Here is a 22,603-nt window from a genome sequence, read left to right as displayed (position 1 = left end):
GGCGGCAGCGATGCGTTCTTTCAGGCCCGAGGAGCCGTTGGCCTTCTTCGACGGCATCTTTGTCCTCAACCTGCCAGAGCGCAGTGAGCGGTTGACAGCTACTCGCGCCGAGCTGCAGCGCCTGGATCCGGCTGCAGCTGCCCGTCTCCAGGTTGCTCCCGGGGTGCGCGCGACTGAAGCGCACGGCTTCCCGTCGATTGGTGCCTACGGCTGCTTTCTGGGCCATCTGAACATTCTGCGTAACGCCCGCGACCGCGGCTTAGAGCGCATTCTGGTGCTCGAAGACGACGTCAGCTTCGACCCCGAACTTTGGAAGCAGGATTGGCCTGCGGTACAGACTGCTCTCGAAACGGCTGCGTGGCACATCGCTTCGTTGGGCTTTGAAGACTCTGTTTCCACGCCGGATTCCTCCGGCGGGCCTCTTCTTCCTGTCGTGGAACCGCTAATGCTGGCGCATTGCTACGCCGTACACGGACGTACGCTCGCGGCGATGATTTCGTTTCTCGAAGAGATGATGGCGCGCGAGCCGGGCGACCCGGCTGGCGGCCCTATGCACTACGACGGCGCGCTGTTTCACTACACCCGTGACTGCGCTGGTGTGGTGCGGCTCAGGCCGCGAATCTCGCTGGCCGGGCAACGCTCCTCGCGCTCCGACATTGCAGGCGGTCGTTGGTTCGACCGCGGTGTGCCTTGGCTGCGAAAGGCTGCGGAGCGTCTTCGAGGTGTAAAAAATCGGCTGGAACGCTGAAAACCTTCGAATTCTTTCAAAATGCTACAGGCGTGTAAGAGCAGGCCGCGCAGATGGTGCGTTCGCGATGGTTACCGTTCCGGCAGGCCTTCCACCCCCTAAGTGGCATAGGATGATGCCTCTGGGAGGCCTAGCATTTGAATGTGGCGACACAGATCGCCTTTGCACGCCGATTTGCACGCCGAACTTTCCGCCTCCCTATGACTATCCAGGCAACCGTACTTTCGAAAGACGCAATTCGTTTCGAGGCCGAGATCCAGTCTCCTGAGGCTGAAGCGAAGACCATTGTCCGTAACCGAACCTACCGGTGGTTGCGACACTCCCGCATGATGCTCGTCGACCTCGTGCTGTTGATGGGTGTCCTGATGCAGCTTGGTGTTGCGTCCAGCCTCCACCGCTACGGCAAGACGATGAGCGATTGGCTCTCCGGCGTCATCACCGTGCGCGATGTTGTGCTGGTGCTGCTGTGCGCTGCGCTATGGGCCCCGATACTGTGGACTGTAGGGCTATACCGTCAATTCAATTTCAGTTCGCTGATGCGGCGAGTGCTGTTGGCCGCAGTGGCTTGCTCGGCAGTGCTGTGGGGAGTCTGCCGCTGGCTGCGTCCGGAAACGAAACTCGATCTTGCGATTCCGGTCTTCTTTGCCTCTGCGCTGGCCGTGCTCTTCGCTCCTCGTATCCTGGTGATGCTGTGGGCGCGTTCGGGCTTCGCAGAAAGCCGCGTAAAGCGCGACGTCGTAATTCTGGGCAGCGGCAACATGGCGCAGCAGATGGCCTGGCAGCTTCGCCATCACGCCAGTGAGGAGTACCGCATCCTCGGCTTCATCGATGCGCCGGAGCATGCTGGCGACCGCATGCATCTTGGCTCCTATCTCTGCTCGCTCGAAGAGCTTGAGTCGTTCCTGATGAACAACGTCATCGACGAGATGCACATCGCTCTGCCGGTGAAGTCGCACTACGGCGAGATCGAAAGAGCTGTTCGCCTCTGTGCGATCGCGGGCATCGAGCCGCATTACCCCGCCGAGCTTTTCTCCACGGACGTTACGAAGGGTATTCACTCCGAAGAAGGCCGTGTGGTGCTGCGCATGACGCACCGCGACAGCCGCTGGCTGCTCAAGCGTGCTCTCGATGTCGTAGCTTCCGGGCTTGGTCTGTTGGTTCTTAGTCCCATCTTCCTGGCCGTCGCATTGGCTGTGCGCCTCAGCAGCAAAGGCCCTATCTTCTTCAAGCAGACGCGTTATGGGCTGAACAAGCGCCGCTTCTCGATGCTGAAGTTCCGCTCCATGGTCGTTGATGCCGAGCAGCGTCAGGCTGACATCGAGCACATGAACGAAGCGGGCGGCCCGGTCTTCAAGATCACGCGCGACCCTCGCATCACCGGTGTCGGTGCGTTCCTCCGCAAGACCTCGCTGGACGAGCTTCCGCAACTGCTGAACGTGCTGAGCGGCCAGATGTCGCTCGTCGGTCCTCGACCGTTGAACGAGCGCGATGTTCACCGCTTTAGCGAACTGCATCTGATGCGTCGTTTCTCCGTCGTTCCAGGCATGACTGGCCTGTGGCAGGTAAGCGGTCGCTCCAACCTTGAGTTCTCGCAGTGGATCGAGCTTGATCTGCGTTACATCGATCACTGGAGCTTGAAGCTCGACCTCAGAATCCTCCTGCAAACCATCCCGGCTGTTCTGCGTGGACGGGGAGCCTCCTAGCGTTTTTATCCAGCAGCGTCGCTCCAAGTCGTATGCTGATAGGACACAACGAGATACGCACCACCAACAGAGCAGGGAAGCAGGCTTCGCTTTCGCAAAGCAGGCGTTGCCTACTCATACGGATGACATGGAACAGACGCTGACAACCGAAGAGGCACTGGATGCACAGAGCGTAGCTTCGGCTGTGGCGTCTGAGGATGCGGCCGCTATCAAGACGCTGGAAAAGCGTGCCGTCAGCGCCACCATGTGGACCGTGCTCGACTATGGCCTGAGCCAGTGTTTGCGCGTGGTCAACAGCCTGGTGCTCACGCACCTGCTGCTGCCTTCGGCCTTCGGCGAAATGGGTTTGGTGATGACGCTGATCGTCGGTGTCACACTGTTGTCAGACGTCGGCCTCGGCCCCAGCATCATCCAGAACCAGAGCGGCGACGACCCCGCATTCCTCGACACTGCGTGGACGATTCAAGTGATTCGCGGCGGCGTGTTGTGGCTCGGCGCCTGCCTGCTGGCCGTGCCTGCGTCGTGGTTCTATCACGACCCGCAGCTCTCGAAGATCCTTCCGATCCTCGCGTTGAACACCCTGCTGATGGGCTTTAACAGCACGGGCTTGCTGACGCTCTCGCGCCACATGGGCGTACGCCGCCTCTTCTTCATCGACAGCTCCACGCAGGTCTTCTCGCTCGTCGTAACCGTTGCCTGGGCCATGATGCACGCCAGCGTCTGGGCGCTGGTCGCAGGCAGCCTCGCTTCAAATATCTTCCGTCTCACGCTGAGCCACATCTCCTGGTTCGTCCCGGGCCATCGCAATCGCTTCCTTCTCGACAAGAAGAGCCTGCAGGAGATTTTCAGCTTTGGTAAGTGGATCTTCCTTGGCACGGCGTTGTTCTTCTTCGCCTCGCAGGCCGATCGCCTGGTCATGGGCCGCCTGGTCTCGATGACTACGCTCGGCATCTACTCCATCGCTTTCCAGATTTCGGACGTTCCTCGCTCGGTGATCAACGCATTCTCCTCACGCGTAGGCTTTCCGTTCGCTGCCCGACTTGCGCATCTGCCTATCGAAGAGTTCCGCACTCGCTTCCTGCGCTATCGCCTCTACGTGCTCAGCGCGGGTGCTGCTTTGCTGAGCATCATGGCCGTGTGGGGCAGTCTGGTCATCATCAAGGTCTATCCGCCGACGTACTCCGAAGCCGAGTGGATGATCCCCGTGCTCGCCATCGGCTTGTGGCACACGCTGCTCTACAACACCACCTCGCCTGCGCTGCTCGCGCGTGGCATCTCGACGTACAACGCTGGCGGTAACGCCGCATGGTGTGCGGCGATGTTCCTTGGCATCAAGATCGGTTTCGACCACTTCGGTCTCTTCGGTGCACTTGTTGCAATCGCGGCAGGCGATCTTCCGCTCTACTTCGTGACAGAGTGGGGCGCGACACGCCATGGTGTGAAGCCCGTGCGGCAGGACATCCTGATGACGGTCTTCTTCCTCGCCTGCCTCGCAGGGAACTTTGCTTTGCGGCACGTTGTGCAGATCCACGCTCCGTGGGTCTTTGCCCCCGGCCACCTCGGCCAGTGGCTCCATGCCTTGAAGGGTCGCCTATGAGCCGTGCAACCGTCACACTGCACGAGGTGCTGAACCTCGCAGACGCCTTTGCAGCCATCGCCGTATCGCAACCCTCGCATGTAGCCGTAACGCTCGGCAGCCGTTCCGTCAGCTACGCCGAGCTGGACGTCATGGCAACGCGTATCGCTTCGGCGTTGCAGCAGCGCGGTGTACAGCGTGGCGATCTGGTGGCCCTGGTTTGCGATCGCACCATCGAACTGATCGCTGCCATGCTCGGCATCGTTCGCCTTGGCGCAGCGTATCTTCCGATAGACCCGCGTTACCCCGCAGCACGCATCGCGCAGACGCTCGAAGACGCAAAGCCTCAGATCACTCTTACGAATGATCTGTCCGTAGCCGCAAACGCTACAAGCATCCATGACCTCGCTTCCACTGAAAATGGGAACGTCACCATCGTGTTGCCGTCGCGCTCTCGTGACGACCTGGCCTATGTGATCTACACCTCCGGCTCCACGGGCAAGCCCAAGGGCGTGATGGTGACCGAAGGCAATGTGCTTCGTCTGTTGACCTCGACGTACGCGTGGTTTGGCTTCAACGCAGACGATGTATGGACGATGTTCCACTCGCCCTCCTTCGACTTCTCCGTCTGGGAGATTTGGGGATCGCTGCTCTATGGTGGCCGCCTCGTGCTTGTGCCCTTCGAAACCTGCCGCGACCCGGAAGCGGTCTGCTCCTTGATCGAGCGCGAAGGTGTTACGGTGCTGAACCAGTCGCCCGCGGCCTTCAACCTGCTCATGCAGGCTGAATCCCGCCAGCCACAGAGTGTGCGCTCGCTCCGCTACGTCATCTTCGGTGGCGAGGCGTTGAACCTTCGCTCGCTGCTGCCTTGGTTTGAGCGTCACGGTGATGCGCAGCCTGCGCTCATAAACATGTACGGCATCACCGAAACCACCGTACATGTCACCTATCGCCGCATCCTGCAGGCAGACGCCGAGCACGAAAACGATAGCCTTATCGGCGTCGCCATCCCCGACCTTGATCTGCATGTTCTTGATGAAGCCTTGCAGCCCGCAGAAGAAGGCGAGCTCTTCGTTGGCGGAGCAGGCGTAGCGCTCGGCTACCTCAACCTGCCTGCGCTTACTGCGGAGCGATTCCTCCCGAACCCTTTCGGTGAAGGTCGCCTCTATCGCTCCGGCGATCTTGTGCGTCGGCGCGCCGATGGCGAACTGGCGTACCTCGGGCGTGGCGATCGCCAGGTCAAGCTGCGTGGTTTCCGCATCGAACTCGGCGAGGTGGAAGCCGTCCTGTTGCAGCATCCTTCTGTGCGCCAGATTGTCGCTGATGTAGCCACTGGCAGCAGCGTTTTGTGCGCCTACATCGTAGGAGAGATGGATGCTCGAGCGTTGAGTGAACACGCTGCCGCTCATCTTCCTGAACACATGCGGCCTTCAAAGTTTGTCCGCATCGACAAGGTGCCGTTGACGATCAACGGCAAGATCGACCGCGCCGTTCTCGCTGCTTCTTCCGAAGTCATCCCCGCATCTTCTACTGCCGCGCCTTTGACCGGCCTTGAAGGAAAGATCGGCTTCGTCTGGCAGAGCGTTCTGGGTCTCCGCGCCATGCCCGATCCGGAGGTCAACTTCTTCGAAGCGGGAGGAACCTCGCTGCTGTTGCACTCTCTGCGCACTCGTCTTGAACAGATGCTGGCACAGCCGGTGACGATCCTCACGTTGTTTCAACACCCCAGCATTCGCGCGCTCGCGGCTTCTCTTGAAGCGGCAGCAACGGCAAGTGCTTCGGGGAAAGCAGTGAAATCCCAATCTGTATTCCGTCCTATTCGAATGCAAGGAAAGGCGGCGCAGAAATGAAAAAGACCGCAAAGAATCCTTTGCCGGAGCAGTCAATTGCCATCATCGGAATGGCAGGTCGTTTTCCCGGTGCAGCCAGTGTTGAACAGTTTTGGCAGAACATCCTCGCGGGCAAAGATACGGTCACGCACTTCACGGCAAAGCCTGGAGACGTTGCGCCTGACTTCGTCGCTGCTCGTGGCGTGCTGCCGGACGTGGATCTCTTCGACGCGGAGTTCTTCAGCGTCACACCGCATGACGCCGAGCGCATGGACCCGCAGCACCGTGTGCTGCTTGAGGTTGCCGAACAGGCGCTCGAGAACGCTGGCTACTCGTCGCATCGCTACGCCGACGAGATCGGTCTCTACGCCGGTTGCAGCCTCAACACCTACCTGCTGAACAACCTCTGCGGCGATCGCGCTGCGCTGGAAAAACTCGCAGCAAACTACCAGGTGGGTGAGTTCGCCACCGCGCTCGGCAACGACAAAGACTTCCTCACCACGCGCATTGCCTACAAGCTGAATCTGCGTGGCCCGGCCGTGACGGTACAGTCCGCGTGCGCCACCAGCCTCGTCGCCATCGCACAGGCTGCCCAGTCGCTGCTCAACTATCAGTGCTCCATGGCGCTCGCCGGTGGCGTCTCCATCACCTTCCCACAGGAGCGCGGCTACATCGCGCAGGAGGGCTCGCTGATGTCCGCCGACGGCACCTGTCGTCCGTTCGATGCCGCAGCTTCGGGCACGGTCTTCGGCCACGGCGCGGCGATGGTGCTGCTCAAACGCCTTGAGGACGCCGTCGCCGACGGCGATACCGTCTACGCCGTACTCCGTGGCTTCGCCGTCACCAACGACGGTGCGGAGAAGGTCGGCTATATGGCTCCCGGCATCAACGGCCAGGTCCGCGCTCTGCAAGGCGCGCAGGGCATGGCGGGTGTTGAGGCTGCTTCCATCAGCTACGTCGAAGCGCACGGCACAGGCACGCCGCTCGGCGATCCCGTCGAGTTCTCTGCATTGAGCCAGGTCTTCGGCACCAGCGAAAAGCGCTGGTGCACTATCGGTTCTGCGAAGGCCAACGTCGGGCATCTCGATGCAGCGGCGGGCGCCACTGGCGTCATCAAGACTGTCATGCAGTTGCATGAGCGCACGCTTCCCGGCCTCGCGCACTTCCGCACGCCGAACCCACATCTCCCTATGGAGAACTCGCCCTTCCGCTTCATCGCAGACGCGAAGCCCTGGGCAAGCGAGGGTCCACTGCGAGCAGGCGTCAGCGCGTTTGGCGTCGGCGGTGTGAACGCACACGTCGTGCTCGAAGAGGCTCCTGCAATGTTTGCGGCTGCTCCGGTGCAACGGGCGTTGCCCCTGGTGCTGTCTGCACGCACGCCGGAAGCCCTCGCGGCGATGCGCCTCGAGTTGGCGACGTTTCTGCAGCATCACGCCGAGTTGAATCTGGAAGATATAGCCTGGACGCTTGCCGATGGCCGCACGTTCTACAAGCATCGCGCGGCTGTTGTTGTAAGCACTCGCGAAGAGGCGATCGCCTCTCTGCAGGCCCCTATCTCTGCACCGGTTCTTCGTGATGCTGCGGAAGCGTCTGCGCTTGCGTGGCTTGGTGGTGATGAAACCTTGCTCGCGAACTTCTTCGCCAGCATCGAACCAGCGCAACGCATCGCTCTTCCAACCTATCCCTTCGAACGCAAACGCTTCTGGATCGAAGCGCAGCCGTCACTACCCGCATCAGCCGCTCCGCAAGCTGCAGTGGAAGCAGTACCCGCATCGCAGGATCGCCTTCCGGCATTGCGTCGCCGCGTAGCTGAAGAGCTGCACAAGGTATCCGGTGTCACGATTACATCGGAAGAGGACGAAGTTTCGTTCCTCGAACTTGGCCTCGATTCGCTCTGCATGACGCAGGCCGCGCAAGTGCTCACCAAGAGTTTCGGCGCAGCCATCAGCTTCCGCCAGTTGATGGAAAGCGATGACTCGGTAGAGAAGCTCGCATCCTACCTCGACGGTGTTCTCCCACAGGAAGCAGCCGCTCCCGCAGGCAACAGTGTAGTGGGCGCCGCACTCGAGCAGCAGATTGCGCAGTTGAACTCGATCTTTGCCGGGCAGATTGATGAGCTTCGCAAGCTCGCTGGTATGGAGCCGCTCGCGAAGGCCGCAGCTACAGCCAGGCCCGTGCCAAACGCCGCTGCGTTGGGTGAAGTAAAGCATGGCTCCTTCCGCACTATCCAGAAAGTTACGCACGCTACAACTCCGGAGCAGACCGCGTACCTCGAAGCCCTGATCGCAAAGTACGTGCAGAAGACGCCAGGCTCGAAGCGACACACAGCGGAGTCACGTTCCTTCCTTGCCGATCCACGGGCCGTTGCGGGCTTCCGTCCGCAGTGGAAGGAGATGGTCTACCCGCTGGTCACGGACCGCGCCAAAGGCTCGCGCATCATCGACGTTGACGGTAACGAGTACATCGACATCGTGAACGGTTACGGCTGCATCATGTTCGGTCACTCGCCGGAGTTCGTCGTGAATGCCGCAATGGAGCAGATGAACAAGGGTGTTGCGATCGGCCCGCAATCGGTGCTGGCTGGCGAAGTGGCAAAGCTCTTCGCCGACATGACCGGCAACGAGCGCGTCACGTTCTGCAACACAGGCTCGGAGGCCGTCATGGCTGCGATCCGTCTGGCCCGGACCATCACAGGTCGCGACCGCGTGGTCTACTTCGCGGGTGACTATCACGGCACGTTCGACGAAGTGCTCGTGCGTCAGACACCTGCAGGCTCCATGCCGATCGCTCCCGGCATCCCGTTCGGCAACGTCGGCAACGTTACCGTGCTGGAGTACGGCACACCAGAGTCGCTGGAGTGGCTGCGTGCGAACGCAAACGATCTCGCCGCCGTGCTCATCGAGCCTGTGCAGACACGCCATCCCGAAGTGCAACCCTTCGAGTTCATCCGCGAAGTTCGCAAGCTGACCGAAGCCGCCGACGCAACGATGATCCTCGATGAAGTGGTGACCGGCTTCCGCGTCGCCCCTGGCGGCATCCAGGAGTACCTCGGCATTCGCGCCGATCTCTGCACCTACGGCAAGGTTGTCGGCGGTGGCTATCCTGTCGGCGTGCTTTCGGGTAAAGCAAAGTGGATGGACGCGCTTGACGGTGGTGCCTGGCACTATGGCGATGCCTCGACACCAGAAGTCGGCATGACGTTCTTTGCGGGCACCTTCGTTCGCCACCCGCAGGCGCTTGCAATTGCGCGCGCTGTGCTGCAGCACTTGAACGAGCACGGCCCCGCCATGCAGCAGACGCTCAACGAGAAGACTGCTGCGATGATGGGTGAGGTGAACGCGATGTTCGCCGAGCGCAACGTTCCATTCCGTGTCTACGGCTTTGCTTCGTGGTTCTACGTCTCCTTCCCCAGCGAGTGGAAGATGGCCCCGCTCTTCTACTACGCCATGCGTGCTCGCGGCGTACACATCCAGGAAGGCTACCCTTGCTTCCTCACCACCGTGCATAGCGACGCAGATATCGTGTCCGTGCTGCAGGCGTTCCGCGAAACCATCGCAGAGCTCCATGGACTTGGCATTCTCCCAACGGGCGAGGCTGAAGCCATTGCTGCAGCATCGCAAAGCAACACCCCTGCGCTTGCACCAAAGCTACAGCGCGAAATTCCGTCGAGTGTTCCGCTCACCGAACCACAGCGCGAAATCTTCCTCGCGGCTTCGTTGGATGACGCGGCAAACTGTGCGTTCAACGAGTCCGTAACGCTTGAGCTTCGCGGCGCCGTGCGGGAAGACGCCCTGCGCTTTGCGCTCGACGCTGCCGTCGCTCGACACGACGCTCTGCGCAGCACGGTGGATGAAGCCGGTGAAATGCTGCAGGTCTCTCCGGCCTTCGAAGGCGAGATCGAGTTCGCGGATCTCAGCGCGTTTGAAGCCGACGCTCGTCTGCAGGCCGTGGCCTCGCGCCGCAACGCCGAAGCTGTGCAGCCGTTTGATCTGCATCGTGGTCCACTGCTCCGTGTCATCTGCTTCCGGCAGTCGGCGGAGCACTTTACCGTGCTGCTCACCGCCCATCACATCGTCCTCGACGGCTGGTCGGCCAACGTTCTGCTTGAAGAGGTTGCAGCCATTTACTCCGGTGGCGCAAAGGCGCTGGAGTCTCTTCCCACGTCGTCAAGCTTCGCTGGGTATGCACTGCATGAGAGCGAGCGCACCGCAGCCGGTGAGTTCCGCGCGAACGAAGCCTATTGGGTGGAGCGTTTCCGTGGTCGCACGCCACGGCTGAATCTCCCGACGGATCGTCCACGTCCGGCACTGCGCGGCTTTGCTGGCGCAACGTACCGCGGTACCGTCCCCACCGGAATCTTCGAAGCTGTTCGTGCTGCGGCACGCAAGAGCGGCGCGAGTCCTTACGTCGCCTTCCTCTCGTCGTTCCAGATGCTGATGCATCGCCTTACCCAGCAGGACGAAGTCGTCGTCGGCATCTCCACCGCAGGGCAGGCGTTGCTCGAGGGGGAAACACTCGTCGGCCACTGCGTACACTTCCTGCCCATGCTCAGCGAGCTTCGCGAGGGGGAGACCGTTGCCGCGCACTGGAAGGCAACGCGCACCGCTATGCTCGACGCGCAGGGCCACCAGGAGTACACCTTCGGCAGCCTGTTGCGTGAGCTCGATCTGCCGCGCGACTCCAGTCGCATGCCGCTGATCGAAGTGCAGTTCAACCTTGAGAAACTCGGCGAAGGCATGAACTTCGAGGGGCTGACTGCAATCGTCTCTTCGAACGCGAAACGGTTCGTCAACACGGACCTCTTCCTCAACGTCATGGAGACGCCCGCAGGCATCGAGTTCACCTGCGACTACAACACCGACCTCTTTGACGGCGCAACCATCGAACGCTGGATGGAGATCTGGAAGCAGCTGCTGCAGAGCGTCAGCGCATCGCCGGAAGAGCTTGTGGTCAAGCTGCCCTTGCTCCCCGTAGCGCAGCGGGAGCAGGTGCTTGAAGCCTGGAACCGCACCGCCACTGACTTCGGCGCGTTCCAGTCGATGCCGCAGATCATCGCGCATTATGCTGCAGAACGCCCCAGCGCCGTAGCCATCGAATGCAACGGCCACGCTTGGACATACCGCGAGCTTCATGCATTCGTGCAAACCATCGCACAGCGGATGAAGGCTGAAGGCGTCAAGCCGGGTGACATCATCGGCATTTCGCTTGACCGTTCCGTCGAACTGCTCGGCGCGATGCTTGCGGTGATGGCTGTTGGCGCGGCCTATGTTCCGCTCGATGCCAACAATCCGCAGGAGCGCCTGAATCTGATCATGAGCGACGCGCAGATGACGCTGCTGCTCACAGGCCGTGACCCAAAGATCGTCTCCAGCATTCGCCGCATCAACGTCACCGGTCCACAGCCTTCGCACACGGACGAAGTACTGCCCACGGTTGTGAAGAGCGACCTCGCGTATCTGCTCTATACCTCCGGCTCCACCGGCAAGCCCAAGGGTGTAGCGATTGATCACAACGCGTTGATGAACCTGCTGCACAGCATGATGCGTGAACCTGGCTTCACGGCAGCGGACACGATGCTGGCTGTCACCACTATCTCCTTCGACATCGCCGAGCTTGAATTGCTAATGCCGCTGCTTGCCGGCGGTCGCGTGGTGATCGCCACTGACGAGGAGGCCCGCGACGGTGCCATGCTGCTCGGTCTGCTGCGGCGCACCGGAGCTAACGTCATGCAGGCCACACCCGGCCTGTGGCGTGTGCTTTTGGACGCAGGCTGGAGCAGCGATCTGAAGCTGAAGGTGCTCTGCGGCGGTGAAGCTTTACCACGCGAACTCGCCGCACAGCTGGTAAAGACCTCGACCGACGTGTGGAACATGTATGGCCCAACCGAGACGACGATCTGGTCTTCGACGCTGCAGGTGCAGCGCGGCGACGAGACACCTCGCATCGGCGGTCCAATCGCCAACACCACCTTTTACGTCCTCGATAGCACGCTGCAACCCTTGCCGTTGGGCGTTCCCGGAGATCTCTACATCGGTGGCGACGGCCTGGCGCGTGGCTACTGGCATCGCGACGATCTGACCTCGGCTGCGTTCTTAGCAAATCCGTTTGGCGAAGGCAGACTCTACCGCACCGGTGACCTTGGCCGCTGGTGCGCGGACGGCACCATCGCCCTCAGCGGCCGCGGCGACTCGCAGGTTAAGATTCGCGGCTACCGCATCGAGCTTGGCGAGATTGAAGCTGCATTCCGTGGCCAGCCTGGAGTCGCTCAGGCCGTGGTCGCGCAGCAGGCAGCTACAGAAACAGCCTCCGCCTTCGTCGTCGCCTTTGTACAGATGGAGCCCGGCCACGTGGCCGAAGCAAGCGATCTGCGAGTGGCCGCGCAGCGCGTTCTGCCGGAGTACATGCAGCCGCGCGATATCGTACTGGTCGACGCCATGCCACAGACTGCAAACGGCAAGATCGACCGCAAGGCGCTATTGACGAATCACCGTGCGCAGGCTGCGCCTCGGGCTATGGTTCTGCCATCCAATGAGCGCGAAGCGAAGTTGGTCGCAATCTGGCAGGAACTGCTGGAGCGCAAAGAGGTCAGCACGGTCGAGACAATCTTTGAGCTTGGTGCCGACTCGCTGACGGTTTTCCGCATGGCGGCACGCTGCCAGCGAGAAGGCCTGCCCCTTCGGGCGGCGCAGATCCTGGCTTTGCGTACCATTCAGGCCATTGCGGCATCGTTGCCTTCAACGGAGCAACCGATCGCGACATCGGCTACGACGACGCCAAAAACTATTCGTGCGGTATCACGACAGAACTATATCCTTAGGAAGGACTCTTAACGTGCGTATGGGCGAAGAAAACATCTCGCTAAAGCAGCAGGAAGACTGCCAGCGTGTACCCAGCGACGTGTCTCCGAGGTTTACGCGTTGCCGGTTACGCCTGCTCAGGAACGCTTCTGGTCGCTCGACAGGCTGCAGCCTGGAAACCCTGCACTGAATATGCCGCTCATGTGGCAGTGCAACGGTGACCTGGATGTAGCAGCCCTTCAGCGTGCTTACCAGCGTTGCATCGACCGCCACGAATCGCTACGGACGACCTTCGCCGTAGTGGATAAGAAGCTGCGTCAAATTGTGCTGGAGCATCTTGAGATTGCTCTGCCTGTGACGGACCTCTCCACGCTGGATAACGAAGAGCGCAGAGTTGCCGCCGACCGTATCACGCGTGAGCATGCTTCCTTCGCCTTTGATCTTGAGCAGGGCCCGCTGATTACCTTGCACCTGCTCAAGCTCGGCGCCAAGGATCACATCCTGCTGGTCACGATGCACCACATCATCTGTGACGGCATCTCGCTTGGCATCCTGTTGCGCGACCTCTTCGCGTTGTACGAAAGCGAACTTACTGGTCGTGAGGCCAGCTTGCCTGAGCTTCCCGTGCAGTACGCCGATTACTCGCTGTGGCACGAAGGCTGGATGCAAGGCGAAGAGAGCGAGCAGGCTCTGAGCTTCTGGCGCGAGCGCATCGGTACAGACTTTCTGCCGGTAAGCCTCGAGCATGAGGCAGAGGCCGCAAGCGAACTGCCTGCGCATCTTGCCGGTAGCACCGGTGCGATTGAAACGCAGCTTGTACCGGGCGACATCGTCGCGCGTGAGCGTACGTTCTGCCAGGCCGAAGGCATCACGCAGAACGTCTTCTTCTTCGCGTCCTTCCTCGCATGGCTTGCGCGCGTCAGCGGGCAGACCGACCTTATGGTGGGCTATCCGGTAGCGAACCGTACCGAGGACACGCAGGACCTGATCGGGCTCTTCATCAATATTCAGCCGATCCGCGTGAAGATCACCCCTCAGATGACCTTCCGCGAACTGCTGCACTTCGTTCAGCAGTGGACGATCGAAGCCAGCGAGTATCAGGCCTTGCCGTTTGAAACGCTGGCCCAGCACAAGGATTTCTCTGACAGTCGCACGGCGCTGCAGTTGCCCGTCTTTTTCCTGTACCAGCCCTCGTTCATGCAGGTCACGCGCATTGAAACACCGGCGTCCTCGCTACAGGTCATCCCGCTGCGTTCCGAAAGTCCGGGCGCAATTTTCGAGATGATGATGGCGGTCGTCGACCGCGCCGAAGAAGGCCCGCGTCTCCAGCTTGAGTACAACCCGCAGAACCTGCGTGCCAGCACGATGCGCTCGTTCCTCGGTATGTTGGTCAGCATCCTCGACGGCAGCATCCTCCTGCCCGATGCGCCTGTACTGCTGCTGCCGCTCGTCTCTGGTGCGGAACGACGTGACCTGCTGAACCGCTTTGTTGGCGAGCCGATCGACTTTGGCGCGTTTGAAAGCGTGCAGAGCTCCGTGCTGCGGCGCGCCGCTTCGAACCCAAATCAGATTGCGATCGAGTGCGCTAACGGCTCGTTGAGCTACGCGCAGTTACAGAAGCGTGCTTTTGCGATCGCCACCCGCTTGCAACAAGAAGGTGTTGTCCCTGGCGACCGAGTCGCTGTGTGCATGGGCCGCTCTACGGACACAGTCGCAACGTTGCTCGCGATTTTGCTGGCAGGTGCTTCCTATGTTCCGCTCGATTCACGTTACCCCGCCGCTCGCATTGAAACGGCTGTGGAGGACTCCGAAGCGCGCCTGCTCGTCACCGATCGGGAGCTTCATCTTCAGGATGCTGTTCGCATCCTGAACCTCGCTTCGGTGAGCGATGCGCCTGCTTCCGCGTTCACACCACAACCCTGCAGCCCGGACGACATCGCTTACGTCATCTACACCTCCGGCTCTACGGGCAAGCCCAAGGGAGTGGCCGTTCCGCACGGTGCACTGCGCAACCTGTTGCTTGGTGTGCAGCGCAAACCGGGACTCACGGCGCAGGATGTCTGGTGCGCCATCACGACGATCTCTTTCGATATCGCCGCGCTTGAGATCTTCCTTCCGCTCGTCGTCGGCGCGCGTCTGGTCTTCGCGACCGAGAACGAAGCGCGTACGCCTACGCTACTGCTTTCATTGTTGAAGAAGACGAAGACAACGGTGCTCCAGGCTACGCCGGGAGCCTGGCGTGCGTTGATCGACGAAGGCTGGACGAAAGAGACGAAGCTACGCGTGCTCTGCGGCGGCGAAGCGCTTTCCACGGATCTCGCAAACCGCCTGCTCGACTGCAGCGACTCGGTGTGGAACATGTATGGGCCGACCGAGACGACGATCTGGTCCTCCGCAACGCGTGTGCAGCGTGGCCTTTCCTCGCCGCCGGTCTCAGACGTTCTACCGAACCAGCAGTTTTACGTTCTCGACGACAGTCTGGAGCCGGTGCCCTTTGGCCGTCGTGGCGAGCTTTGCATCGCAGGCGCAGGCGTAGCGGCGGGATACTGGAACCGCCCGGAGCAGACCTCCGACCGCTTCAAGCAGAACCCCTTTGGCCCCGGCCGAATCTATCGCACCGGCGACGCCGCGCGCATCGATGCCGATGGCACGCTGCGCCTGATGGGCCGCATGGACTTCCAGGTCAAGGTGCGTGGCTATCGCATCGAACTGGGAGAGATTGAAAGCGTGCTTGAGCAGCACGCGCATGTGCGCGAAGCGCTCGTTGTGCAGCATGTGTTGAAAGATGATGAAGAGCGCGTTGGCGTGACTCGTCTGATCGCGTACGTCGATGCGCCTCTGCACGCCGACGACGACAAAGCTCCGCAACTGGTTCGTGAGCTTGAAGCGACTATTGGCGCATCGTTGCCGGAGTACATGATGCCGAACGCGATCGTGGCTTTGCCCGAGCTTCCTCGCCTCATCAACGGCAAGGTTGATCGGAAAGCGCTGCCTGACGTCTTCGATGCCGCAGGCAACGCGGGCGTTCGCATCTCGGCCAGCGATGTCTCGTCCTTCCAGGCGCCGCGCGACTTCCTGGAGCGTCAACTGACAGACATTTGGCAGGCGACGCTCGGCATTCCACGCATCAGCACCGCTGCCAGCTTCTTCTCGCTCGCGGTTGGCTCGCTGGCTGCCATGCGTCTTGTCACGAAGATGAACCGCATCTTTGCCGTGGACTTTGGCCTCGCCACGCTCGTCAGCTCGCCAACGATTCAGGACATCGCCGAACTGATCCGCAGGCAGCATGACGCTGGCGTCGTTAGTTCGCTGGTTCCTATCCGCAAAGAGGGTTCGAAGCCTCCGCTCTTCATCTTGCACGGGGTTGGCGGCAATGTCATCAGCTTCATGGGCTTGTCGCGCCGCCTCGGCGAAGACCAACCGGTCTACGGTATTCAATCGCAGGCGTTGCTGCAGAACCAGAGCGCTCTGTTGCGGTTGGAAGATATGGCCGCGTTCTACATTCGCGAGATTAAAACCGTGCAGCCGAAGGGCCCGTACTATCTGCTCGGTTACTCCTTCGGTGGCACCGTTGCGGCGGAGATGTCGGAGCAGCTTCGCGATGCGGGGGAAGAGGTTGCGTATCTCTCGATGCTCGACTCCAAGACCAAGCACTTTGAAGAACGCTTCCGCAACAGTATGCCGACGCAGGCAAAGTTTGATCGCCGCTTCCGTCAGATTCGCGGCAACACCATGCACCTCAGCATGAGCGCGCAGGTGAAGTACATCACCAGCAAGCTCGCCACACGCGCCGCTCGTTTTACGGCCCGCGCGCTGGTGTCGCTTGGCTCGCGTCGCATGCCTTCTTCGTTGAAGGTCGCGTGGGATGTGAACCACGTTGCCATGCAGCGCTACCAGCAGCATCCGTACCGCGGCAAGCTTATTCTCTTCCGCGCCACCGATCAGGACTACGCCTCCGGGCCGCGTGATCTCGGCTGGAACGAGTACTTTCCCGAAGGCGTCGAGATCCACGAAATCCGCGGCGACCACGAACGCATCTTCCTCGAGCCCGCGGTGGATGACATGGCCGCCGCTATCGTCAAGACATTGCAGAAGGTGCAGCGATGAACCAACTTCGACCTGTCTACATGGTTCTCTCGCCGCGTTCGCTGGACTACGCGCGGCTTGCGATCACAACACTGCTTGCGCAGAGTGCTGACGATCTTGCGCTGCATCTCATCACGGACTCAGCCGAGGACCGCACGCAGCTCGAGCGCGTGCTCGAAGAGATCGCGCCCGACTCGCGGCATAGCTGCAGTGTGCACTCCGAGGCGGACCTCAACGACGCTGAAGCCGACCGCTTCGCGCGTTACCCAAACCTCCGCGCCTTCCGTCACGGGCACCCGTGCTGGCGTAAGATCACCGATCCTCTTCTGCTCACCGATCCTGGCGCAGAGATGATCCTGCTCGATCCGGACCTTTACTTTCCCAACCGCTTCCGCTTCGAGCAGACGCCCGATCCCGGCCTTCTGCTGATGTGGCAGCAGCCCAACTGCCTGCTTCCTCCGGAGACCGTTCGCGCCGCGTTCAACGCTCGCATCCCACTTGCTCGCCACGTCGACATCGGCGTCGCGCACTGGCGTCTTACGCCGGAGATGAGCGAGCTCGAGTGGGTGGATTGGCTCGTCACTAAGCTCGCCGACGGCAAGCCCCTGCCGCGCAAAATGCACGTTGAGGCCATCATGTGGGCGGCCATTGCGATGCGCAGCGGAGGCGGCTATCTCGACCCCAGTCTGTGGGTTTGCTGGCACCGTACGCAACTCAAGCGCGTACGCGTCAAGCTTGGCGCAACCGGCAAGCGCATCCTGCAATCCGAACCGTGGAGCTCGCTGAAGTGCTTCCACGCCGGTGGCGAAGCCAAGTGGTGGCTTCCTCAGATCGTCGAGCAGGGCCGCGCCGCGCAGGACCTCGCAGCCACCATGCAGCGCGAGCCTATGCCGTTCGTCGAGCTCACCCGCGAACGCTACGAGCGCGAGCAGGCATTCAAAGGCCTCATCGGCAAGCTCGGCTACTACAAGCTCTTCGGTTCTGGCGCATGAGTTCAGTACGACGTGTCGTCATCGTCGCAGAGCACGCCTCGGTGCGCTTCGGCGGTGAAGCCTCTCTGCCGTACCACTACTTCCGCGTGCTCCGCGCACGCGACGTAGACGCCTATCTGCTCACGCACGAACGCACACGCGCAGAGCTTCACGAGCTCTTTCCCTCCGAACTCGACCGTCTGCTCTTCGTCCCGGACATGACGCTGCAGAAGCTCTTCTACCGTCTCTCCCTGCTGCTGCCGCGCCGCATCTCCGAGGCGACCTTCGGTCTCGCCAATCAGCTGCTCACCCAGCGCGCACAGCGCGGTATGGTGCGCAAACTTATCGTGCCGGGAACGATCGTTCACCAACCTATCCCCGTCTCCCCGCGCTTCCCCTCGCTGATCTACGACGTCGGCGCACCGGTCATCATCGGCCCCATGAACGGCGGCATGGAGTACCCCGCAGCCTTTCGTCAGGCAGAGTCGGCCGTCGTCAGCGCGCTGGTTTCCTTCGGCCGCCTCTTCAGCGGGATAGGCAATCGCCTTCTGCCGGGCAAGCGCAAAGCCGCTCTGCTGCTGGTCGCAAACCAGCGCACCGCCGAAGCTCTGCCTGTGCAGCCACGCGGCCGTGTTGTGGAACTCGTCGAGAACGGCGTTGACCTCGCCCGTTGGCCAGCCGTTGCAACGATTGCAGGGAGCCAGACACCGCGTTTCCTGTTCATGGGGCGCCTGGTGGATTGGAAGGCCCTCGACATCGCGCTCGAAGCCCTCGCGCAACTTCCCGAAGCCACGCTCGACGTCGTCGGAGACGGTGCCATGCGCTCTGCCTGGGAAGAACTCGCCGCAACGTTGGGGCTTGTGGATCGCGTACGCTTCCTCGGCTGGCGTTCGCAGCAGGACTGCGCCGCCTTGCTCGCGCAATCGACCGCTCTCGTTCTGCCCAGCATCTATGAGTGCGGCGGAGCCGTCGTGCTGGAAGCGATGAGCGTCGGCAAACCTGTCATCGCCACCGCCTGGGGCGGCCCGGCGGATTACCTTGACGCCACTTGCGGCATCCTCGTCCCGCCCACCAGCCGCGAGAGCATGATCGCTGCCTTTGCTGCAGGTTTCCGCTCGCTCGCCGACTCACCAGAGCGTTGTGCCGCGATGGGACAAGCAGGCCGCCACCGCATCGAGCAGCACTTCGATTGGGAGAAGAAGGTCGACCGCGTGCTGGAGCTCTACGCCGAAGCCCTGCAACTCGAGTTGCAAGTCACAAGCGCCAACGGCGCGCCATAGATCAGCCTGGGCTTCGCCCCAGATAGTCTCTCCGAAGATTTCAAGGGCGAAAGGCCCGGCACATAATTGCTCGCCGTGGCAGGCAATCTATCCTTGCTTCATCGCCTGCACGATCGACTCATGTCCGCGCCCACGCCGCAGAAACCGTCGCTCTACAAGATACCAACTACCTACCGAGGCCAGCAGCGTCAACGGAGCCGCTTGCAGAAATAGCGCCAGCGGAGTAATCCGCCCATGCGCCGCCAGCACCAGCATCTGCTGCACTGGAAACGCATACAGGTAAAGCCCGTAGGAGAAATCCCCAAAGCGCCCGGCCTGCTTCAACGGAAGCCACGGCGCATACGCCAGGTAGAACGCAAGGTACGTCCCTACAACAGGGAAGACCGCTGCAATGCCATACGGAACCCGCGCCGCAATCACCAGCATCACGACTGCCACCAGCGCCATCACCGCACGGTGCGGAATGTTACGGCGGTAAAGATAAAAGACCACACCCGCCAGGTAATAAGGCAGCAGCCGTGCCCACAACTGCGGCGAGCCCAGCAGAACGCCCAAAAACTTGCCGCCCAGAATCCAGCCGCGCGTCAGAAACAACACGCTCATCACCAGCGCAGCCGCAAAGAACATCAGCGGCAACAGCCGCCGGCGCAGCAGCCCGCCGACGCCCAGCAGCATCACGCCAACGTAGCACCAGCACTCATACTGGATCGACCACATCGAGCCATTGATCGCATGGCCGGGGTAGGGGTTCGTCAGAAACGCGTTGCTATAGGTGAACTCACGCAGCCGCAACGTCTGCAGCAGAAAGTCGCCAAACCGATGCAGCGGCGACGCCAGCATCTCCGCCTGCCCCAGTCTGGCAAAGACAAAGAAGCCAAGCAGGGCACACACGAGAAAGGCCGGATAGATACGCGTAATACGTCGCTTGGCGAACTGCCACGCCGTCTTGGAGCGTTCCATGCTCGCCGTAATCATGAAGCCGCTCATCACGAAGAAGAGGTCGACCGCAATCGCTCCTCCGGTCAACTGGCGATGTGTGAGCCGCGCGATCCACTCGCTGTTCTCTGAACCCAGGGTGAGCGGAACGCAGTGCGAAGCCAGCACCAGCAACGCCAGCGCCAGGCGCAAAGCGTCGAAGTTGTTATGGCGTGCTTCCCACGGGGAAGCGACAGTGCTGGGCTGTTGCTGGGGCACGATCCTATCTTTGCTGGCGCTGCAACATTGTGCAAGTGTTACCGATGCCACACAAGTCGCAGATGAGATCATGCATTGCAGTAGAGTGCCCTCGGTATACTTCCGTCATGCCACAACGAGAGGATGCGATGTCTGCAGGCGATGTAGCGTTTGACATCGTGGAGGAGCACCAGAGTACGCCTCGCATGGCGTATCTGCTGAGTCGTTATCCTGCCATCTCGCATACCTTTTTTCTGCATGAAGTCCTCGGGCTTCGCGGCCACGGCCTGCATATCGAAACCGCGTCCATCAACGCTCCCGACCGCCCCATGGCGCACTTGCCGGAGCTCGAAGCGAAGGAAGCGTCCGCAACGTTTTACGTCAAAGCCGGATCAAAAGCTGCGCTCCTGTCCCGTCTGCTGCTTCTTTCTGCTGCTCATCCGAGCGTTGTTTTTCGCGGCCTCGGCGCTGTGCTGCGCGTGCGCGGGCTTGTCTGGAAGACGCGCCTCATGTGGCTCGCCTATCTTGCCGAAGCTCTTTTGGTCGGCGACTGGATGCGCCGCCAGAAGCTGCAGCATCTGCACGTACACTTCGGCGGAGCTGTCGCCTCCGTGGGCTACCTCACCTCCATCGCCTGGCAGCTTCCATACAGCCTGACCATCCACGGCCCGGAAGAGCTGCAGGATTTCCGGACGTACCAGATGCCCGAGAAGCTGCAGCAGGCAGCGTTCATCCTATGTATCAGCTGGTTTGCCAAGAGCCAGTTGATGCAGCGTCTCCCGCCGTCTTCGTGGCATAAGCTCCACGTCGCTCGCCTCGGCGTGCCGGAAACCATGCTGGCAGAGCAGCCCATCGTCGCTCGCGAAACCAATACGCCGCACGTCGTCTGCGTGGGGCGACTCGTGCCGGAGAAAGGCCAGCGCCTGCTGCTGCAAGCCATCGTCACTCTCCGTGCGGAAGGTCTCGCGATCACGGCAACACTTGTTGGCGGCGGCCCGGAGCTGGCGACTCTACAGGGCTTCGCGCAGACTCATGGTTTGGAGCACTCGGTCTACTTCGCCGGCGCGCAATCTCATCCTGAGACACTTGCCCTGCTCAAAACCGCAGACCTCTTCGTTCTGCCCAGCTTCGCCGAAGGCATCCCCGTCGCGCTCATGGAAGCGATGGCGCTGGAGATCCCCTGCATCAGCACAACGGTCGCAGGCATCAGCGAGCTTATCCGCAACGGCCAGGACGGCCTGCTTGTCGCCCCTGCCGACGTGGACGGTCTCACCGCGGCGCTACGCGCTCTCGCTACCGACGAGCAACTGCGTGCCCGCATGGGCAACTCCTCGCGCGCCCGCGTCTTTGGGCACTACCGACTCATGAGCAACCACAGCAAGCTCGCCGACATCTTCCGGCAAGAGTTGGCTCGCGAGGCGGTCGACGCATGAGTACCCCTGCGTTCGATGTTTCCATCATCCTTGTCTCTTTCAACACCGAGTCGCTGACCCGCGAGTGTCTGCAGGCGGTGCTCGAAGAGACGAAAGGCTTGACCGCCGAAATTTTTGTCGTCGACAACGCCTCTCGCGACGACTCCGCCTCGATGATTGAGCGCGAGTTTCCGCAGGTTCGGCTCTTCCGCAGCAACGTAAACCTCGGCTTCGGCAACGCGAACAACGTCGCTCTGAAAGAGGCCACCGGCCGTTACATCGTGTTGCTGAACACGGACGCTTTCCTCGCTCCCGGCGGCTTGCGTTTGGCGATGGAGCGCATGGACGCTACGCCGCGCTGCGGCATGGGCGGCGCTCGCCTCATCGGTCGCGACGGCGGCTGGCAGCCCTCCGCTCGCACCTTCCACGGCCTCTGGGTCGATGCCACGGTGCTCACCGGGCTTTCCACACGCTATCCACACTCGCGTCTCTTCGGAGGGCTTGATCGCACCTGGGCCGACCAGAACGTCGCGGCCGCAGTGGACTGGGTTCCCGGAGCTTTTGCCATCCTTCGTCCCAAAGCCCTCGCGCAAGTCGGAGCGTTCGACCCCGCATTCTTCCTCTACTACGAAGAGGTCGACCTCTGCTATCGCCTCAAGCAGGCTAGGTGGGAGATCTGGTACTGGCCCGAGATCGTCGTCACGCACATCGGCGGCGAAAGCTCGCGCTCGCTCAAGACGCTGGAGTTCTCCTCCGCTGCCGCGCAGGTTGTGCTGTGGCGCATGCGCAGCACGCTGCTCTATTACCGCAAGCACCACGGAGAAAAAGCCCGCCTGGCCAAGTGGATGGAGCAGCTTCTCTACACGGCCAGCGCCTGGCGCAACGACCTCAGCAGCACACCGGAGCGCAAGGCCCGCGCGCATCACTTCAAAACATTAAGCCGCTTGTTTGATCAGGCGTGGGATGAGACAAAGGGTGGACGCATATCGCCGCCCGCACCGTGGTAGCAGAGGGGTAAGGCAAATCAG

The 22,603-nt window shown here is 61.4% G+C and carries 11 protein-coding genes; 10 read left to right on the top strand and 1 reads right to left on the bottom strand.

What is annotated here, in order from left to right; all coding sequences use genetic code 11:
* Positions 1 to 10: 10 nt before the first annotated feature.
* The 8 genes from PW792_15985 (at position 11) to PW792_15950 (ending at position 18,990) form a co-directional block, all read left to right on the top strand.
* Positions 11 to 748, top strand: a complete 738-nt coding sequence (locus tag PW792_15985) for a hypothetical protein (protein ID MDE1163424.1) — start codon at positions 11 to 13, stop codon at positions 746 to 748.
* A 200-nt stretch (positions 749 to 948) separates the two neighbouring features.
* On the top strand, positions 949 to 2,451 hold the full coding sequence (locus tag PW792_15980; GenBank protein MDE1163423.1) for a sugar transferase: 1,503 nt from the start codon (positions 949 to 951) through the stop codon (positions 2,449 to 2,451).
* 106 nt (positions 2,452 to 2,557) lie between these two features.
* On the top strand, positions 2,558 to 4,048 hold the full coding sequence (locus PW792_15975) for an oligosaccharide flippase family protein (protein ID MDE1163422.1): 1,491 nt from the start codon (positions 2,558 to 2,560) through the stop codon (positions 4,046 to 4,048).
* Positions 4,045 to 5,877 (top strand): amino acid adenylation domain-containing protein, encoded by a 1,833-nt coding sequence (locus PW792_15970; GenBank protein MDE1163421.1) that lies wholly within the window; start codon positions 4,045 to 4,047, stop codon positions 5,875 to 5,877. Before PW792_15975 ends, PW792_15970 begins: the two co-directional genes overlap by 4 nt.
* On the top strand, positions 5,874 to 12,686 hold the full coding sequence (locus PW792_15965) for an amino acid adenylation domain-containing protein (GenBank protein ID MDE1163420.1): 6,813 nt from the start codon (positions 5,874 to 5,876) through the stop codon (positions 12,684 to 12,686). The genes PW792_15970 and PW792_15965 overlap by 4 nt, the downstream gene beginning before the upstream one ends.
* Positions 12,687 to 12,773: 87 nt before the next feature.
* Positions 12,774 to 16,760: an amino acid adenylation domain-containing protein gene (locus PW792_15960; protein ID MDE1163419.1), complete on the top strand. Its 3,987-nt coding sequence runs from the start codon at positions 12,774 to 12,776 to the stop codon at positions 16,758 to 16,760.
* Positions 16,757 to 17,731: a hypothetical protein gene (locus PW792_15955; GenBank protein ID MDE1163418.1), complete on the top strand. Its 975-nt coding sequence runs from the start codon at positions 16,757 to 16,759 to the stop codon at positions 17,729 to 17,731. The genes PW792_15960 and PW792_15955 overlap by 4 nt, the downstream gene beginning before the upstream one ends.
* A complete protein-coding gene (locus tag PW792_15950) occupies positions 17,728 to 18,990 on the top strand; it encodes a glycosyltransferase family 4 protein (protein ID MDE1163417.1) in 1,263 nt (420 codons plus the stop codon). Before PW792_15955 ends, PW792_15950 begins: the two co-directional genes overlap by 4 nt.
* A gap of 87 nt (positions 18,991 to 19,077) precedes the next feature.
* On the opposite strand, the gene PW792_15945 is transcribed toward PW792_15950, so the two are convergent.
* Entirely contained in the window at positions 19,078 to 20,184 is a 1,107-nt protein-coding gene (locus PW792_15945) for an acyltransferase (protein ID MDE1163416.1), read from the bottom strand.
* Between the two features lie 128 nt (positions 20,185 to 20,312).
* On the opposite strand from PW792_15945, the gene PW792_15940 reads away from it, so the two are divergent.
* Together PW792_15940 and PW792_15935 are read left to right on the top strand one after the other, a co-directional pair.
* Positions 20,313 to 21,596 (top strand): glycosyltransferase family 4 protein, encoded by a 1,284-nt coding sequence (locus tag PW792_15940; protein ID MDE1163415.1) that lies wholly within the window; start codon positions 20,313 to 20,315, stop codon positions 21,594 to 21,596.
* A complete protein-coding gene (locus PW792_15935; protein ID MDE1163414.1) occupies positions 21,593 to 22,582 on the top strand; it encodes a glycosyltransferase family 2 protein in 990 nt (329 codons plus the stop codon). The genes PW792_15940 and PW792_15935 overlap by 4 nt, the downstream gene beginning before the upstream one ends.
* The last annotated feature ends 21 nt before the right edge of the window (positions 22,583 to 22,603 follow it).

This window comes from Acidobacteriaceae bacterium (assembly GCA_028283655.1).
Classification (GTDB): domain Bacteria; phylum Acidobacteriota; class Terriglobia; order Terriglobales; family Acidobacteriaceae; genus Granulicella.
The sequence above is the reverse complement of the archived record's forward strand: the minus strand, read 5'-3'. Positions and strand labels throughout refer to the sequence as shown.

Bases quoted from the DNA above. Each gene is read 5' to 3' on its own strand.
- PW792_15985 (MDE1163424.1), top strand. From the start codon at position 11: ATGCGTTCTTTCAGGCCCGAGGAGCCGTTGGCCTTCTTCGACGGCATC.
- PW792_15980 (MDE1163423.1), top strand. From the start codon at position 949: ATGACTATCCAGGCAACCGTACTTTCGAAAGACGCAATTCGTTTCGAG.
- PW792_15970 (MDE1163421.1), top strand. From the start codon at position 4,045: ATGAGCCGTGCAACCGTCACACTGCACGAGGTGCTGAACCTCGCAGAC.
- PW792_15965 (MDE1163420.1), top strand. From the start codon at position 5,874: ATGAAAAAGACCGCAAAGAATCCTTTGCCGGAGCAGTCAATTGCCATC.
- PW792_15955 (MDE1163418.1), top strand. From the start codon at position 16,757: ATGAACCAACTTCGACCTGTCTACATGGTTCTCTCGCCGCGTTCGCTG.
- PW792_15950 (MDE1163417.1), top strand. From the start codon at position 17,728: ATGAGTTCAGTACGACGTGTCGTCATCGTCGCAGAGCACGCCTCGGTG.
- PW792_15940 (MDE1163415.1), top strand. From the start codon at position 20,313: ATGTCTGCAGGCGATGTAGCGTTTGACATCGTGGAGGAGCACCAGAGT.
- PW792_15935 (MDE1163414.1), top strand. From the start codon at position 21,593: ATGAGTACCCCTGCGTTCGATGTTTCCATCATCCTTGTCTCTTTCAAC.